The following is a 15,960-nucleotide window of genomic DNA, read 5'->3' on the forward strand; positions in this document are numbered from 1 at the left end:
CCCGCATGCCGTGCCCTTCTGGCCCGCCCTCCACGGCGGGTGCTATGGGGATGGCTGGTTTCAGCCGGTCAGGAATCGCACGTCACGGCTGGTCGTCATCCACACCGAGCCCGACTGCCATGGTTCCAGCCATCTGGCCACCCCGGGATCGGATGACCCGACCCTGCCCACGTATCCGGTGTGCCGCAGCAGCCTGCGTACTCCCGCACCGTTGATGTCATCGCCGCCCGCCGACCACCGCAGGAGGAAGCCCCGCAGTGGTCGGAGGTGGGGGCTTTGTCATCGCGAGCAGGCCGGGTTCAGGTGGTTCGTCGCGGCAGGGTCAGGGTCAGCACGGCGCCGCCCTCGGGGGTGTTGGCCGCGGTCAGGGTGCCGTCGTGCAGGCGGGCGTTCTCGGCGGCGATGGCAAGGCCGAGGCCGCTGCCCTCGGTTCTGGCGCGGGCGGTGTCGGCCTTGGTGAAGCGGTCGAAGACGTGGGGCAGCAGGTCGGCCGGGATGCCGGGGCCGTCGTCGGTGACCGTGATGGTGACCAGGTCCGTGCCGGCCCGCATCCGGATGCGCGCCGCCGTACCGCCGTGTTGGAGGGCGTTGCCGACGAGGTTGGCGAGGATGACGTCGAGGCGGCGCGGATCGACGCGGGCGCGCAGCCCCGCGGGCAGGTCGGTGTGGACGCGGTCCTGCCAGTGCCGCAGCGCGAGCGTCTTGGTGACGAGCCGGCCCAGGTCGACCTCGTCGAGATGGAGTACGGCGGCGCCCGCGTCGAAGCGCGAGACCTCGATCAGGTCCTCGACCAGGCGGGTGAGCTTGCGGGTCTCGTCGGAGACCAGGTTCAGCGCCTCGGCGGTCAGCGGGGCCAGGCGGCCGGAGGCGGCGTCGGCGTCGAGGACCTCGGTCACGGCGCCCATGGCGGCCAGTGGCGTACGCAACTCGTGGGAGACGTCGGCGGCGAAGCGGCGCGCCCGCGCCTCCATGGCGCGCAGCGCGGCCGCGTCGGCCTGAAGGGTCGCGGCCATGGTGTTGAAGGTGCGGCCCAGCTCGGCGAGTTCGTCGTCGCCGGTGATGTCGACGCGGGTGTCGAGGCTGCCGCCGGACACGCGCTCGGCGGCCGTGCGCAGCCGCCGCAGCGGCCGCAGCAGCCTGCGCGCGGCCAGCAGCGCGGGGATGATGGAGGCCAGCGCGACGGGTACGGCTCCCGCCCGGGCGGCCGCCGCCAGGGACTCCACGTCCTGCTGCTGGGAGGCCAGCGAGAACGAGGCGTACACCACGACCGGCGCCGGCCCCCGCGCGCGGGCGGCGGTGACGGGCAGGGCGACGGCCAGCCACGGCGTCTGGGCGTGGTGGAAGCGCTGGGTCAGCGCGGTCTGCGCCGAGGCGGCCCGATCCCGCAGCCGCGCGGGCAGCGGCGGCGCCTGCGTTCCGCCGGTGACCAGCGGTCCGCCACGGTAGGACAGCGCGGTGCGCCATTCGCGCGGGCCCGCCGCGCGGTCCAGTTGCACTGCCAGCGCGCGCAGGTCGGCCTGGCCGGGATCGGCGGGCAGGTCGGGCGCGCGGGCGGTGACATGCGCGCGCAGTTCGCGCAGCGCGTCGGCCTCGGCGCGCTCCACGATCGCGGTACGGCCCTGCCGGAAGGTAAGCGCGGCGGCGGTCACCCCGCCCAGCGTGGTGACCAGGAGAAACACCAGAACGAGCTGGGCACGCAGCCCGCGCCGCAGGCGGATCACAGCGGCCCGAACCGGTAGCCGAAGCCCCGCACGGTCTGGATGTAGCGCGGCTCGCGGGGATCGTCCTCGATCTTGCTTCGCAGGCGCATCACGCAGGCGTCGACCAGCCGGTAGTCGCCGTGGAAGGAGTGCTCCCACACCTGTTCCAGGAGCTGCTGGCGGCTGAAGGTCTGCTCCGGCGCCGCCGACAGGAACAGCAGCAGCTTCAGCTCGGTCGGCGCCAGCGCGAGTTGCTCGCCGTGCTTGAGCACCCGCAGGGCGATCCGGTCGACGTACAGGTCGCCGTAGGTGATGCGTGCCTGGCCGGGGGAGGCGGGCTGGGCGGTACGGCGCAGCACCGCGCGCATGCGCGCTTCGATGACCTCGGCGCTGGCCGGCTTGATGACGTAGTCGTCGGCGCCGGCCTCCAGACCGACGACCACGTCCACGTCGTCGTCGCGCGCGGACAGGATGACGATGGGCACCTGGCTGAACGCGCGGATGCGGCGGCAGGTCTCCAGGCCGCTCATGCCGGGCAGCATCAGGTCGAGCAGCACGACGTCGGGCGCGCCGGCGATGAGCTCGGCCAGGCCGTCCTCGCCGGTGGCCACCAGCAGGGTCTCGTGGCCGCGGTGGCGCAGGCCGACGCTGACGCCGCGGCGCACGGCCGGGTCGTCCTCGATCACCAGGACGCGGGTCATGAGGCGCCTAGCTGGGCAGGGACGGCGGTGCCGCTCTCGTCGCACCGGACCGGCCACGGCGGACCGGCCAGGCCGGCCTCGAACACCTTGACGACGGGCTCGGAGCCGGCGCCCGGGACCGCGGCGGCCGTGCACACCACCTGGCTCACCGCCATCGGCGGCAGGTCGCTGACCAGCCACGGCACCCGTAGTTCCACGCCGCCTCGGGTCATCGTGGCGCGGATCGGCCGGGTCGCCGCGGGCACCTGCGAGACCAGGCCGCGGGCGCGCTCGGCCGCCGTGGGGCCGGCCAGCAGCGCGTCCATGGCCGGTTGCAGCCGGTCGCCGGCCGGCGCGGGCCGCGAGACGGGCCAGGTGCCCTGGGGCGTGACGAAGTACACCCGCAGCAGCCGGCTGCCGGCCTCGGTCAGTCCGCCGCGTGCCGGCGGTCCGGCGGGGCGCGCGTCGGTGTCGCCGATCCCGCAGCCCGCCAGCGTCGCCGCCGCGACCAGGATGGCCGCCACGCGGCGCCGTGGCTGTCGCATGTGTTCGCTCCCCTGGACGTCTGGCTCGGTCGCTCCGGTCATGGCTTGGTCGCTCCGGTCATGGCTGGGTGAGCCGGCTCACGTCCACGGTCCCGGCGCCGGGCTCGGGTCGCGGCATCGCCGTCCACAGCCCCGCCACCAGAACCCCCGTGGCGGCCAGCGCCGTCCAGCCGCGTCGGCCGCGGGTCCACCCGGCGCGCCGCCGTACCGGATCCTCGACGGCGACCTTCGAGACTACCGCAGCCAGCAGCGACAGCCCGACCGCGACGGCGGTCCACGCCCAGCCGCCGAGCCCGGTCGGCGGTCGGGGCAGCAGGAGGTAGGCCGGCCAGTGCCACAGATACAGGCTGTAGGACAGTCTTCCCAGCTCACGCGGTACGGCGGCGCCGAGCGCCCGGCCCACGGGACCGTCGGGGGTGTGGGCCAGCAGCGCGATCAGGACGGCGCCGCCCAGAGAGTGGGCGAACATCCCGCCCTGGAAGAGCGCCGGCGCCTTTTCCCCGTTCGTCACCAGCCAGGAGACGGCCAGCGCGGTCGTCACCAGGGCGCAGGCCGCGTTCACCGCGGTACGCGGCAGACGGGCCACCGCGCTCCGGGCGGGCGCGGTGGCGGCGGCCGCGCCCAGGAGCAGGGAGAAGGCCCGGGTGTCGGTGCCCTCGTAGGCGCGGGTGGTGTCGACGGCGGCGCCGAGCCGGATCATGAGCACGAGGGAGACGAGCGCCCCGGCCAGCGCGATGAGCGCGACCCGGCGATGCCCGGCCCGGCCCCTTCCGGCCAGCGCGACCACGAGGGGCCAGAGCAGGTAGAACTGCCACTCGACGCCGATGCTCCACAGATGGGCGAACACGCGGGTGCCGGAGGCGTTCCAGTAGCCGATCCGTTCGCCGATGAAGTGCCAGTTCAGGCTCTGGGCGGCGACCCAGGGCGCGTCCTGGAGAGCGGTGGCGAGCAGGTCGCGCCTGCCCAGCGCCCAGGTCAGCACGAGCGTGCAGGCGACCACGAGGGTCAGCGCGGGCAGCAGGCGCCGGGCCCGGCGCCCCCAGAAGGCCGCCAGGTCGAGGCGGCCCCTCCTGCCGAGCTCGTCGAGCAGCAGACCGGTGATCAGGAACCCCGACAGGACGAAGAACAGGTCGACGCCCAGGAACCCGCCGCGCAGATGGCCGGCGTGAAAGAGCAGGACCGCGGCGACCGCCAGCCCGCGCAGCCCGTCCAGCGCCCCGATGTGCGGACGGTCGACGGCCATCAGCCGCAGCCGAGCTTGGCGAACCGCTCGTCACCCGTCCACGGCCCCTTCGCCCACGCGCCGGGCGCGGCCGGGGTGAAGCCGCCCAGTTCGCCGAGCCTCTTGGCGAACCAGGCGGCGAACGCCGCCGACCCCTGCTGGCAGGAGTGGATGCCGTCCTTGGCCCGCTGGGCCTTCGCGTCGGCGTGGTCGCGGCCCCACAGCGGCGCGGCGTCGAGGTACCGCGCGCCGGCCGCCCCGGCCGCCTTGGCGGCCATCGCCGGGGCGCTCCTGATCGCGCTCTCGTGCGGCTTGAAGAACTCGTCGATCTTGAACGGCGGAGCCGACACCAGCACCAGCCGAGCGCCGCCGTCCTGGGCGGTTTTGGCGAGCTTCCGGTAGGCCGACAGTTGTTGCTGCTCGGTGCCCCAGTCGTAGGAGGTGATCTGGTAGGCGACCACCGTCGGCTTGAAGGAGGCCAGGTTGTCCTTCAGTGCCTTCCAGGTGTCCTTGGCGCCCATGGCGGTCACCTCGTGGTCGCCGGTGACGACGTTGCCGCCGCCGGCGGAGGACATGTCCTTGAACGCGGCGCCGCCCGCCTTCAGCGCCGCCTCCAGGGCGGGGGCCTGCGCGCCGGCGATGGAGTCGCCCATCCACAACACCCTGACGCCGTTCGCGGCCGGTTCGGTGTGCGCGGTGGAGGTGTCGCCGCAGCCTGAGAGCGTGACCACCCCGGCTACGGCCACGGCCAGGAGGGCAGAGAACTTCGTCGTGTGCATGGGCAGCAGGCAACCAGGCGAATCCACGGGTCAGCCGCGTTGTCATCGTTTCATCACACGATGGGGGATGGTCTGTCGATTTCGGCTGGGCTCGAACGTCATGGGGGTGAAGGAGGTCGATGATGAAGTTCGCTTTGTTGCTTTTCGACGCGGAGGGTTACTGGGACCGGGTCTCGCCGGACGAGATGGGCGCGGCGGTGGCCGAGCATGCGGCGTTCGCCGCGTACCTGCGGGAGAAGGGTGTGGCGTTCTCCGGGGAGGCGGTCAAGCCCGCCGCGGAGGCTTGGTCGCTGCGTCCCTCGCCGCAGGGTCCCATCTCCCGGCGCGGGCCGATGGTGGAGTTGCGCCAGGATCTGGCCGGCTTCTATGTCATCGAGTGCGCCGGAGCGCGGGAGGCCGAGGAGATCGCGCGGCGCTGCCCGCTGGGGGCGGGGATCGAGATCCGGCCCATCTGGGACGCGCCGAGCTGACCGCCTCGTCGATCCGCCGGCGGCAGTCCCGCTGAGGCCGCCGCCGGAGACGTGGGCGTCTTGTTCAGTCTTGTTCAGAGGTGCGCGGAATCGGCAGGCGGATGTCGGTGGACGTGATCCCGACGGCGCGGCCGTCCTCACCGATCAGCCGGCCGACGCGCTTGGCGGTGCGCAGCATCACCGAGCGGTCGATCACCTCCACGCCCGGAAGGGAGCGGCAGAGCAGCGACTCGAAGTTCGTGATCCGCTCGCGCGACGGCACCCAGGCCTGGACGATCAGGTTCGCCGGGCCGTCGACGGTCGCACACAGCCTGACCTGCGGCAACCGGCCGATGGTGGCTCCCACCTCATCGGCCTTGGCGGCGGCCACCCGCAGGAAGTACCACACGCCCACCGGATACCCCGACCGTTCCCTGGCGACCTCGCAGCGCAGGATGAGCTGGCCGCTGCCCAGCAACGCCGGGAGCCTGCGGCGGATCGTCGCCTCGCTCACGTCGGACGAGGCGGCCAGGTCGGTGACGGCGCGGCGCCCGTTCTGGCCGAGGGCGACCGCCATGGCCCACTCGGGCGGGCCCGCAACCGGGGCGGGGACGGCCGCGTAGGTCTTGGTCAGCGTGCGCTCCTGGCGCGGCGTCAGCACGCCCATGCGCCAATGGCCGCCGTTGGTGTGGACGCGGAAGGTCAGGTGCCCGGTGACCGTGCGCACCCCTTCGAGGCCGTCGAACCGGTGGAGGAGGTACTCCGACAGTTGGGCGGCCGACCTCGTGGTGACGGTGAGCATGAGGTCGCGCGCCCCGGTCGTGATGTCGAGGTTCATGCAGTGGGGGTCGTCGGCGAGCTTGGCGGCGACGGCCATGGCCCGCCCCGCCGTACAGCAGACCTCGACGATCGCGCCGGCGTGGGCCGGCTCGCGCAGCGGGTAGGCGGCCACCCAGGCGTCGCCGGAGGACTCCAGCCGGGCCCAGCGGCGGGCGGCGGTGGCGGGGTCGACGTCGAGGGTGTGGGCGATCGCGGACCAGCTCGCTCGGGCGTTCACCTGGAGGGCGTGGATCAGCTTCAAGTCCACCTCCGGAAGCGTGACGGAATCCCGCATCCTTGCCCTCCCTGTGACGAATGCTGCTGATGTTAGCCGCAGAACAGGTCAATTAGGTGACAACGGTGCACTAGTTCGCAAAACATGGCGGCGAGCACACGAGGAGACCGCTGTGGCACCTATCGTTTCCGCACCTCAGGCCCGCCGTACCATCCGATATCTGGCTGTTCTCGAGTTCGCGAACGGACTCGACCAGTCGTGGCTCCTGCCCGTCCTTCCCGCCATCGGGGAACGCTACGGTGTGGACGCCGGCGGGCTGAGCTGGGCGATTTCCGCCAACCTGCTGGCTTCGGCGCTCTACGTGCCGATCCTGACGAAACTCGGCGACCGGTACGGCCACCGGCGCATGCTCCAGATCGCGGTGGCCCTGGCCACGGTCGGCCTGGTCGTCGTCGCGGTCGCGCCCGACTACGGGCTCTTCCTCGCCGGACGCGTCCTCGTCGGCGCCATGACCACGTTCCTGCCGCTGAACTTCGCGATGGTCCGTGACAGCTCCGCCGGCGGCAGCTCAGCCGGCATCGGCGTCATCGTCGCCAGCCTCACGCTCGGCTCGGCCGTCGGCGGGCTGCTCGGCGGCGCGACGCTGGCGTGGACCGGCGACCTCACGCTGACGCTGTGGGTACCCGCGCTGCTGATGGCACTGTGCCTGATCATCCCGTTCCGCCTGGTGCCGGAGACCACCACCAGGGCCGAGGGACGCGTCGACTGGCCCGGCGCCCTGCTCATCGGGCTCGGGCTGGGAACGTTCCTGCTCGGGGTGTCCAAGCGGGAATGGAGCTGGGCGCTGGCCGGTCTGGCGGTCCTGTCGTTCTGGAGCTGGTACGCGCTGCGCACCCGTGAGCCGCTGGTCGACCTGCGACGGCTCGGCCGCAGGTCCATCGCGCCACTGCTGGCGATCACCGCGCTCATGGGCTTCGTCCTGCTCGGGCAGAACGCGATGCGGTCGATCTACGCGGGGCTGAACGACGACCTCGGCTACGGCCTCGGACTCGGCGCCGCGCAGATCGGGTTGTTGCTGTTCCCCTCCTCGTGCGCGGCCTCCCTGGGTTCCGCCGTCACCGCCAGGCTCGCCGCCCGCTACGGCGACCGGGCCACGCTCGCCGCCGGAGCCCTCGTCATCGCGGCCGGCTACCTGGAGCTCACCCTGGCCCACGGCTCCGTGCCCGCCTTCCTGATCGGGACCTGCCTGGAGTGGTTCGGCAGCGGCATCGTCTTCGCGATCATCCCGTCGATGCTGCTCGCCCGCAGCCCCGCCACGGAGGCGGGGGTGACCTCCGGCATGTACAACCTGCTGCGCAGCGCCGCCGCCTCCGTCGGCGCGACGGTCTTCGGCGTCATCCTCAGCACACTGGTCGCCGGCGGTCGGCCGGTGCCGGCCGAGTCGGCGTTCGTCGCGGTCTGGTCGATCGGCGCGACGCTGATGGCGGTGTGCGCCCTCCTGGTCCTCCTGCTCAGGAAGGACGAGACGTGCGCCTCCTGATCAACGGCAACGAGCTGGAGGTCGAGGACCTCGGCGACCGCGACGCCCCGGTGATCATCGCCCACCACGGCGCGCCCGGCCTGAGCACCCGGGCCGAGCCGAAGGCCGCCTGGGGCGCGCTCGCGGACACCTACCGCGTGATCGTGTTCGACGCCCGCGGCAGCGGCGAGAGCGGCTCGGCCCCGCCGCTCACGCACGACCAGTGGGTGGCCGACGTCGACGCGCTGCGCGCCTGGGCGGGCGTGGACCGGGTCGTCGTGGCCGGCGGATCCTACGGCGGCTTCATCGCCCTGCAGTACGCCCTGCGTCACCCGGATCGGGTGCGGGCCCTGCTGCTCCGCGACACGGCGGCCACCGACGACTTCCGCGCCAGGGCCAGACGCCGCGCGGAGGAGATGGGCCGGGGCGTCGACCTGGCCGAACTGGACCGCATGTTCACCGGCCAGGTGAGCGACGACGCGGACCTGAGGCGGCTGTGGCTCAACATCCAGCCCCTCTACACCCATGACCACGACCCGGCCACAGGGCGGGCGGAACCGGTCACGATGCGCTTTCACGCCGCGACCCACCGCCGCGTGTTCGGGCCGGACATGCCCGTCTACGACATCAGGGACCGGCTGGGGGAGATCGGCTGCCCCACCCTGATCACCGTCGGCCGGGCCGACTGGATCACCCCCGTGGAGGCCGGCCGGGAACTGGCCGACGGCATCCCCGGCAGCCGGCTCGTGATCTTCGAGCACTCGGGTCACTCACCGCAGATCGAGGAACGTACGGCGTGGCTCGCCACCGTCCGCGCCTTCCTCGACGACATGGAAGGAAGAACAGACCAGTGAAAGGCCAGACAGCCAAGCCCAGGAAGCCCGACGGGCAACTGCGCTTCGGCATGATGTGGATGAACTCGCCGACGCCCAACATCACCTCGAAGGCGATGGCGGACCGCAACCCGGACGTGCTGGACGCCGACACCCACGCGGAGCTGGCCCGCATCGCGGAGAACACCGGCGTGGACTTCGTCTTCTTCGCCGACGGCTACACGCATCACGGCCCCGGCAACGCCCGCGTCGGTCACGGGGAGCCCTGCGTCTCGGCGCCGATCTACGCCCCCATCGTCATGGCGGCCACGCGGCACGTCGGCGTGGTCACCACCGTCCACACCCGCTACCTGCCGCCGGCCGTGATCGCCCGCCTGGGCGCGAACCTGGACGTGCTCAGCGGCGGGCGCTGGGGGTGGAACGTCGTGCCGGGCTCCAAGGGCTCGGAGGCCGACCTGCTCGGCATCGACCTGGTGGAGCACGACGCCCGCTACGCCATGGCCGCCGAGGCCGTCGAGGCGGTCAAGGCGCTGTGGGCGGCCCGCGGCGAGCCGGTCACGTTCGAGGGCGAGCACTACCGCTTCCGCGGAACGCCGCGCGGCCCCTACCCCGTGCAGGAGCCGTGGCCGTTGCTGTTCAACGCGGGTGTGTCGCCGGCGGGGCAGGAGTTCATCTCCCAGTCCTGCGACTACGCCTTCTTCGCGGTCGTGGACGACCTGGCCAAGGTACGCGAGCCCGTGGAGCGGCTGTCCGCGCTCACCGAGTCGAAGGGCCGCTCGCCACTCGAAGTGAACATGGCCGGCTCGATCGGCGTGGTCCTGGGCGACACCCACCGGGACGCCCAGGACAAGTACGCGTGGATCCGCGACTCGATCGACATGGAGGCGGCCCGCGGCTGGGCCAAGGGCTTCCTCGGCGGCAGCCAGACCTACCAGTCCACCTACGGCGGCGGCGACTTCGACGAGGCCGCCCGCAAGATCGGCATGGCGGCCGGCAGCAGCGTCCTGGTCGGGACTCCGGAAGAGGTGGCGGAGCAGTTCCTCCACATCCACCGTGAGACCGGCCTGCGCGGCTTCATGATCCTCAACCTGATGTGGGCGCCCGAGGAGGTCGCCCGGCTCGGCGCGGTCTTCCCGCACCTGAAGAAGGCCGGCGTGTGGACGCCGCCCGCGGAAAGGGGCTGGTCCTGGTGACGGATGCGATGAACGCCGGGGGCTGGTCCCGATGACGGATGCGATGGGCACCTGGACGGCGCCCGACCTGGCCGAGGCGCTGGCCGCCGGCCGCGACACCCTCCGCGCGATCGACCTGCACGTGCACTACATCCCGACGGAGTACCGCGAGCGGGCGCTGGCCGCCGGACACGACAGGCCGGACGGGCACGTCGGCGGACTGCCGGAGTGGAGCGCGCGACAGCACCTGGAGGTGCTGGACGAGTGGGGCATCGAGAAGGCCGTGGTGTCGATCTCCACACCCGGCGTGCAGCTCACCGGCGACTTCGCCGAGGGGAGGATCACGGCGCGGGTCGCCAACGAGGGCGGGGCGCGCGCCGTACAGGATCATCCCGGTCGGTTCGGTTTCTTCGCGACGCTGCCCCTGCCCGACGTGGACGGGTCGCTGGCGGAGCTGGAGTACGCGCTCGACACGCTCGGCGCCGACGGGATCAACTTGCTGACCAACACCCACGGCGTCTACCTCGGGGACCCGAGGCTGGAGCCCGTCCTCGCCGAGCTGTCACGGCGGCGCGTGCTCGTCCGCCTCCACCCGACCAGCCCCGGAGCGCTCGTGCCCGGCGTCATGGAGGGCTGGTCGCGGACGATGTACGAGTACTTCTTCGACACCACCCGCACCGTGATCAACCTGATCTTCTCCGGGACGATGGCGCGCAACGACGGCATCCGGCTGATCGTCCCGCACGCGGGCGCGGCGCTGCCCATGCTGGCGCGGCGCGTGGCGCGCAACGTCTGGCGGGCGAACGCGGAAGGCCGGGACATCCCCGACTTCCTCACCTCGCTGAAGAGCTTCTACTACGACCTGGCGGGCAGTGTCACGCCGGACCAGCTTCCCGCGATCCTGCGGCTGGCAGGACCGGACCGTCTGGTCTTCGGCAGCGACTGGCCGTTCACGCACACCGGCCTGGGCGCCGAACTCGTCGCCGAGCTGCGCACCACCCCGCTGCTCACCGAGGAGCAGCGGCGCGCGATCTTCGTGGACAACGGCAGGCGGCTGCTCACGTGCGAGCACTGAGAGAGCTGCGCAGGGACCTCCACCGCGAGCCGGAGGTCGGGCTGCGGCTGCCGTCGACCCAGCGCCGCGTCACGGAGGCCCTGGCCGGCCTCCCGCTGGAGATCCGGCACGGCGCCGCGCTCAGCTCGATCGTGGCGGTACTGCGCGGCGCCCGCCCCGGCCCCGCCGTCCTGCTGCGGGCCGACATGGACGCGCTGCCGCTGACCGAGGAGTCCGGCGAGCCGTTCTCCTCGGTGGTCGCCGGGGCGATGCACGCCTGCGGGCACGATCTGCACAGCGCCATCCTGGTCGGCGTCGCGCGTTCGCTGTGCGCGGCCAGGCAGAGCCTGGCCGGTTCCGTCGTCCTCGCCTGGCAGCCCGGCGAGGAGGGGCAGGACGGCATGGCGCTGATGCTCGGCGAAGGACTGCTCGAAGCCGCGGGCGCGCCCCCTGTCGCGACGTACGGCGTGCACGCCCTGTCCGGGACGTTGCCGCACGGGGTGTTCGGCACCCGGGCGGGAGCCTCCCACGCGGCGGCCGCGGAGTTCGCCGTCCGCGTCACAGGAGCCGGGGGACACGGCGGGTTCCCCCACCTGGCGCGCGATCCGATCCCGGTGGCGGCGGAGATCGTCACCGCCGTCGAGGTCTTCGCGGCCCGCCGATTCGGCCCCACCGATCCCGCCGTCGTCAGCTTCGGCAGCGTGCACGGCGGCGAGGCGCACAACGTGATCCCCGGCCACGTCACCCTCACCGGCACCGCCCGCGCGTTCTCGCCCGACGCCGCCCGCCTGGTCGCGGAGGGCGTGCACCGCATCGCCCGCGGCGTCGCCGAGGCGCACGGCCTGGCGGCCGACGTGCGCTGGAACGAGGGCTACCCACCGGTGATCAACGACCCCCACGAGGTCGCCCTGCTGGAGAGCGTGGTGCGCGAGACGCTCGGCGCCGATCGCTACGCGCCGCTGCCGCACCCGCTGCCGGCCGGTGACGACTACGCCCGCGTGCTCGACGTGGTCCCTGGCGCCTTCGCCCTGTTCGGGGCGGCGCCCGCCGACGACGCCGAGCCGCCCCCCGGCAACCACAGCCCGCGGGCACGCTTCGACGACGCCCTCATCGAGGACGCGGTGACCGTGCTCGCCCATCTCACCCGCAGGAGGCTCGATGCCCGCTGACTACACCTCGTTCGCCTACCTCGGCGAGCGATACACACCTGTCGAGCTGGACACCGAGTTCGACCGCGCGAAGCCGTACGACCTGGGCCTGAGCCCTGAACAGGCGGAGCGGGCCGAGCGGTTCCTGCGCGAAAACCTCATCGTCAACCTGCACGAGCACCCCCAGATCTACCCGCGCGACATCGACCAGGCGCCCGCCTACGCCCGCTCCGGCCGCGAGCACCTCGCCTACCGCGCGCTCGCCGCCTCCGGCGTGGACGCGATCTTCGACAACATGATGGGACCGACCGGGTGCATCGCCAGTCATCACGGCTGGAAATGGGACGACGTGGTGCACGACGTCGGCATGCGCCTGGCGGACGTGGCGCACCAGGACCACGTCCGCATCGCCCGGAGCGTGAGCGACATCCTCGACTGCCGGGCCAGCGGGCGGATCGCCCTGGTCCTGGCCATCGAGGCGGCGACGCCGATCGAGAACGAACTCGACCGGCTCGACCTGCTCTACGGCTTCGGGGTACGCCAGCTCGGCCTGGTCTACAACGGAGCCAACCAGATCGGCGGCGGGCTGGCCGAGGACCGCGACGGTGGCCTGACCAGGTTCGGGCGGCGAGTCGTCGAGCGGATGAACCGGCTCGGCCTGTCGATCGACCTCTCCCATGCGGGGGACCGCACGTCCCTGGACGCCATCGAGGCGTCCGGCGCGCCCGTGATGATCACACATGCCGGAGCCAGAGCCGTGTGGCCCACCGAGCGGATGAAGCCGGACGTGGTCCTGCGCGCCCTGGCCGAGTCCGGCGGCCTGCTGGGTGTGGAGGCCGCCCCGCACTCCACGGTCTCCCAGGCTCATCCCCGGCACTCCATCGAGTCGGTGATGGACCATTTCGCCTACTGCGTCGACCTGATGGGCATCGACCATGTGACCTTCGGGCCCGACACGCTCTTCGGCGACCACGTCGGGGTGCACCGGGTCTTCGCCTCGCTGTTCGGCGCCGGCGACCCGCCCGCGCCGCCGCGCGACCCGGACCCGCTCACCAAGATCGGGGTGGAGAACCCGGTGCCTGAGCGGGTGGAGTACTGCGCGGGCATGGAGAACCCCGGAGAGAGCCTGCGCAACGCCGTCGCCTGGCTGGTCAAGCACGGGTATGGCGACGAGGAGATCGCCAAGGTCACCGGTGGCAACGTGCTGCGCGTCCTGCGCCGGAGCTGGCGGGAGCCGGCCCGGTGATCGTCACCGTCGTGGGCAACCCCCGGCCGGGCTCGCGTACGTCCGCCGCCGCCCGCCGTCTCGCCCGCCGGATCGCCGGGGACCCGGGCGCGCCGGACCTGAGCGTCGAGCTCGCCGAACTGGGTCCCGCCCTGCTCGAAGCCGGTGACCGGCGGGTCGAGGCCGCGATCGCGGCGGTGCGCGCGGCCCGGATAGCCGTCGTCGCCAGCCCCACCTTCAAGGCCACCTACAGCGGCCTGCTCAAGCTCTTCCTCGACCGCCTGCCCGGTGACGGGCTCGCCGGCGTCGTGGCGGTGCCCCTGATGGTGGGGGCCACCGAAGCCCACGCCCTCGCCCCCGAACTGCTGCTGAGACCGGTCCTGGTCGAGCTGGGCGCCACGTGCCCCACCAGGGCCCTGTACGTCCTGGAGACAGAACACGACAAGGAGGAGGTGTACGACCGATGGCTGGCACACGCACTGCCGCGGCTCAACGGGTCGGCCTGCTGACCGAGGTGGACCCCGCGACCCTGCGCAGGACCTACGGCTGCTTTCCCAGCGGCGTCGTCGCGCTCTGCGGGCTCGACGGGACCGAGCCGGCGGGCATGTCCGCCAGCTCCTTCACCTCCGTCTCGCTCGCCCCGCCCCTCGTCTCGATCTGTGTCGCCAACGAGTCCGCCACCTGGCCGAGGCTGCGCGCGCTGCCCGCGCTGGGGCTCAGCGTGTTCGCCGAGGGCCACGAGGGGGCCTGCAGGAGCCTTGCGGCCAAGGACGGTGACAGGTTCGCCGGCGTCGGCTGGTCGTACACCTCCGCCGGGGCGGTGCTGATCGACCGGGCGGCGGCCTGGCTGGAGTGCGTCGTGGCGGAGGAGGTCCCCGCCGGCGACCATCGCATCGTGCTGCTGCACGTGCGCGCCCTGCGCTCCTTCCCCGGGACCTCGCCGCTGGTCTTCCACGGCAGCCGTTTCCGCCGCCTCACCGGGCGCGTACAGGAGGAACGATGACCGGCATCAGCGGCGCGGTGGCCGTCGTCACGGGCGCGGCGGGAGACATCGGGCGGGCGATCACCACCGCGCTCGTGGCCGAGGGGGCACGCGCGTGGGCGCTGGACGTGCGCGAGCCGGACGCGGACGGAGCGGCCGGCCGCCGCGTCGACGTCACCGACTCCGCCGCGGTCACCAGGACCTTCGCGGAGATCGAGGCCGCCGAGGGCCGGCTCGACTTCCTGGTCAACTGCGCGGGCGGGCCGGGTGCCCGCCGCGACCCCATCGACCGGGTGCCGGACGAGGACTGGCGGGCGGTCGTCGCGCTGAACCTGGACGGCGTCTTCCATTGCTCGCGCGCCGCGGTGGGCGCGATGAAGCGGTGCGGGGGAGGGGCCATCGTCAACATCTCCTCCGGCGCCGGCCGTACCACCTCGCGCACGGGCGTGCAGGCGTACGCCGCGGCCAAGGCCGGCGTGATCGGCCTGACCAGGCAACTCGCCCGCGAGCTCGGGCCCGCGGGCATCCGCGTGAACTGCGTGGCGCCCGGCCTGATCCTCGCCGACCCGACCCGGGCCGACTGGGAGGGCCTGCCGGACGGGGAACGCCGTGCCTTCCTGGACGGCGTTCCGCTGGGACGCGTCGGCGAGGCCGGGGACATCGCCGGCCCGGCGCTCTTCTTCCTGTCCGCGGCGTCCCGCTACGTGACGGGTCAGACGATCAGCGCCGACGGCGGGGCGATCATGCTCGGCTGAGCACGGACTTCCGCTGGGCAGATGACGGATCCGCACCCGGGAAGCGGATCACCCCAGCGCGACCGTGATCTTGGCGCAGCCCTCGACCAGCAGCGCGGCGTGGATCTCGCGTTTCTGCCTGGTCATCCGGCTGAGCGGCGCGGCGATGCTGAGCCCGCCGACCGGCCCGCCGCCCGGATGCATGATCGCCGCGCCCACCGAGGTGACGCCCTCCTCGCTCTCGCCCAGGTTGACCGCGTAGCCCGTGCGCCGGACCTCCTGCAACTCCGCCAGCAGGTCCGCACGACGGGCCGTGGTCCGGTCCGTCACCCGCTCCAAGGTCCTGCCCGGGTAGAGGGCGAGCACCTGCCGGTCGTCCAGCCGGGACAGGATCGCCTTGCCCATGCTGGTGGCGTGGGCGGGGCTCAGCCGGCCCACGCGCCCGCCCACGCGCAGCGCGTGCGAGCTCTCCACGGTGTCCAGATAGCGGATCCTGTCCTGCTCCAGCAGCCCCACGTGGATGGTCTCGCCGGTCTCCGCCGCCAGCGCCTGCATGACGGGCCGGGCGACGGAGCGCAGGTCGAGCTGCCTGACCGCGGACAGCCCGACCTCCACCAGCGCGGGACCCGCACGATAGGCGCGGCTGAGCGGATCCTGCGCGGCGAAGCCGTGGTAGACGAGCATGGCCATCAGCCGGTGTGCCGTGGACTGCCCGACTCCGAGCGCGTCGCGGGCGTCGGACAGCCGGATCTCACGCGTGGCGCCCAGCATGGCCAGCAGCCGCAGCGCCCGGTCGACCGACTCGATGGGGTAGTGCGGCAGAGCGCGCTGCGGATCCGGTGTCTGCGTCACAGAACCATCTTC

Annotated in this window: 17 protein-coding genes; 10 read left to right on the forward strand and 7 right to left on the reverse strand. The window is 72.9% G+C overall.

Translation table 11 applies throughout. The annotated features are described in order from the left end of the window. Positions 1-299: 299 nt before the first annotated feature. Genes ACIBEJ_RS50775 through ACIBEJ_RS50795 form a run of 5 tightly spaced genes read right to left on the reverse strand, consistent with a single transcriptional unit; the run spans position 300 to position 4,926 of the window. Complete coding sequence (locus ACIBEJ_RS50775) at positions 300-1,721, reverse strand: ATP-binding protein (protein ID WP_397190251.1); 1,422 nt, start codon at positions 1,719-1,721, stop codon at positions 300-302. Next, positions 1,718-2,401, reverse strand: a complete 684-nt coding sequence (locus tag ACIBEJ_RS50780) for a response regulator transcription factor (protein ID WP_397190252.1) — start codon at positions 2,399-2,401, stop codon at positions 1,718-1,720. The genes ACIBEJ_RS50775 and ACIBEJ_RS50780 overlap by 4 nt, the downstream gene beginning before the upstream one ends. Continuing rightward, positions 2,398-2,925, reverse strand: a complete 528-nt coding sequence (locus tag ACIBEJ_RS50785; RefSeq protein WP_397190253.1) for a hypothetical protein — start codon at positions 2,923-2,925, stop codon at positions 2,398-2,400. The genes ACIBEJ_RS50780 and ACIBEJ_RS50785 overlap by 4 nt, the downstream gene beginning before the upstream one ends. A 58-nt stretch (positions 2,926-2,983) precedes the next feature. Further along, complete coding sequence (locus ACIBEJ_RS50790) at positions 2,984-4,168, reverse strand: acyltransferase family protein (protein WP_397190254.1); 1,185 nt, start codon at positions 4,166-4,168, stop codon at positions 2,984-2,986. Further along, a complete protein-coding gene (locus ACIBEJ_RS50795) occupies positions 4,168-4,926 on the reverse strand; it encodes an SGNH hydrolase domain-containing protein (protein ID WP_397190255.1) in 759 nt (252 codons plus the stop codon). The genes ACIBEJ_RS50790 and ACIBEJ_RS50795 overlap by 1 nt, the downstream gene beginning before the upstream one ends. A 119-nt stretch (positions 4,927-5,045) precedes the next feature. Here ACIBEJ_RS50795 and ACIBEJ_RS50800 point away from each other — a divergent pair, with 119 nt between their 5' ends. After that, positions 5,046-5,396, forward strand: a complete 351-nt coding sequence (locus ACIBEJ_RS50800) for a YciI family protein (protein WP_397190256.1) — start codon at positions 5,046-5,048, stop codon at positions 5,394-5,396. Between the two features lie 64 nt (positions 5,397-5,460). Here ACIBEJ_RS50800 and ACIBEJ_RS50805 read toward each other — a convergent pair whose 3' ends face one another. Continuing rightward, positions 5,461-6,489, reverse strand: a complete 1,029-nt coding sequence (locus ACIBEJ_RS50805) for an Lrp/AsnC family transcriptional regulator (protein WP_397190257.1) — start codon at positions 6,487-6,489, stop codon at positions 5,461-5,463. Between the two features lie 112 nt (positions 6,490-6,601). Between ACIBEJ_RS50805 and ACIBEJ_RS50810 the strand changes: the two genes are divergently transcribed. From ACIBEJ_RS50810 to ACIBEJ_RS50850, 9 genes are read left to right on the forward strand one after another with little or no spacing between them, the layout of a single operon-like run. After that, the gene (locus tag ACIBEJ_RS50810; protein ID WP_397190258.1) at positions 6,602-7,969 is read left to right on the forward strand and encodes an MFS transporter; all 1,368 of its coding nucleotides are present in this window, start codon (positions 6,602-6,604) and stop codon (positions 7,967-7,969) included. Then, the gene (locus tag ACIBEJ_RS50815) at positions 7,957-8,802 is read left to right on the forward strand and encodes an alpha/beta fold hydrolase (protein WP_397190259.1); all 846 of its coding nucleotides are present in this window, start codon (positions 7,957-7,959) and stop codon (positions 8,800-8,802) included. Before ACIBEJ_RS50810 ends, ACIBEJ_RS50815 begins: the two co-directional genes overlap by 13 nt. After that, positions 8,799-9,974, forward strand: a complete 1,176-nt coding sequence (locus ACIBEJ_RS50820) for an LLM class flavin-dependent oxidoreductase (protein WP_397190260.1) — start codon at positions 8,799-8,801, stop codon at positions 9,972-9,974. Before ACIBEJ_RS50815 ends, ACIBEJ_RS50820 begins: the two co-directional genes overlap by 4 nt. A gap of 31 nt (positions 9,975-10,005) precedes the next feature. Then, on the forward strand, positions 10,006-11,028 hold the full coding sequence (locus ACIBEJ_RS50825) for an amidohydrolase family protein (RefSeq protein WP_397190261.1): 1,023 nt from the start codon (positions 10,006-10,008) through the stop codon (positions 11,026-11,028). Then, complete coding sequence (locus tag ACIBEJ_RS50830; protein WP_397190262.1) at positions 11,016-12,176, forward strand: M20 family metallopeptidase; 1,161 nt, start codon at positions 11,016-11,018, stop codon at positions 12,174-12,176. The genes ACIBEJ_RS50825 and ACIBEJ_RS50830 overlap by 13 nt, the downstream gene beginning before the upstream one ends. After that, the gene (locus tag ACIBEJ_RS50835; RefSeq protein ID WP_397190263.1) at positions 12,166-13,401 is read left to right on the forward strand and encodes a dipeptidase; all 1,236 of its coding nucleotides are present in this window, start codon (positions 12,166-12,168) and stop codon (positions 13,399-13,401) included. The genes ACIBEJ_RS50830 and ACIBEJ_RS50835 overlap by 11 nt, the downstream gene beginning before the upstream one ends. Further along, positions 13,398-13,889 (forward strand): NADPH-dependent FMN reductase, encoded by a 492-nt coding sequence (locus ACIBEJ_RS50840; protein ID WP_397190264.1) that lies wholly within the window; start codon positions 13,398-13,400, stop codon positions 13,887-13,889. Before ACIBEJ_RS50835 ends, ACIBEJ_RS50840 begins: the two co-directional genes overlap by 4 nt. Further along, positions 13,844-14,383 carry a flavin reductase family protein gene (locus tag ACIBEJ_RS50845; RefSeq protein ID WP_397190265.1) on the forward strand — a complete coding sequence of 180 codons (540 nt, stop codon included), beginning with the start codon at positions 13,844-13,846 and terminating at the stop codon, positions 14,381-14,383. Before ACIBEJ_RS50840 ends, ACIBEJ_RS50845 begins: the two co-directional genes overlap by 46 nt. Further along, positions 14,380-15,117 (forward strand): SDR family NAD(P)-dependent oxidoreductase, encoded by a 738-nt coding sequence (locus ACIBEJ_RS50850; RefSeq protein ID WP_397190266.1) that lies wholly within the window; start codon positions 14,380-14,382, stop codon positions 15,115-15,117. The genes ACIBEJ_RS50845 and ACIBEJ_RS50850 overlap by 4 nt, the downstream gene beginning before the upstream one ends. A gap of 48 nt (positions 15,118-15,165) precedes the next feature. Here the strand turns inward: ACIBEJ_RS50850 and ACIBEJ_RS50855 are convergent, their stop codons facing one another. Beyond that, positions 15,166-15,948 carry an IclR family transcriptional regulator gene (locus ACIBEJ_RS50855; RefSeq protein ID WP_397190267.1) on the reverse strand — a complete coding sequence of 261 codons (783 nt, stop codon included), beginning with the start codon at positions 15,946-15,948 and terminating at the stop codon, positions 15,166-15,168. Positions 15,949-15,960: the final 12 nt, after the last annotated feature.

Origin of the sequence: Nonomuraea sp. NPDC050790 (genome assembly GCF_044456745.1) — a bacterium.
GTDB lineage: Bacteria > Actinomycetota > Actinomycetes > Streptosporangiales > Streptosporangiaceae > Nonomuraea.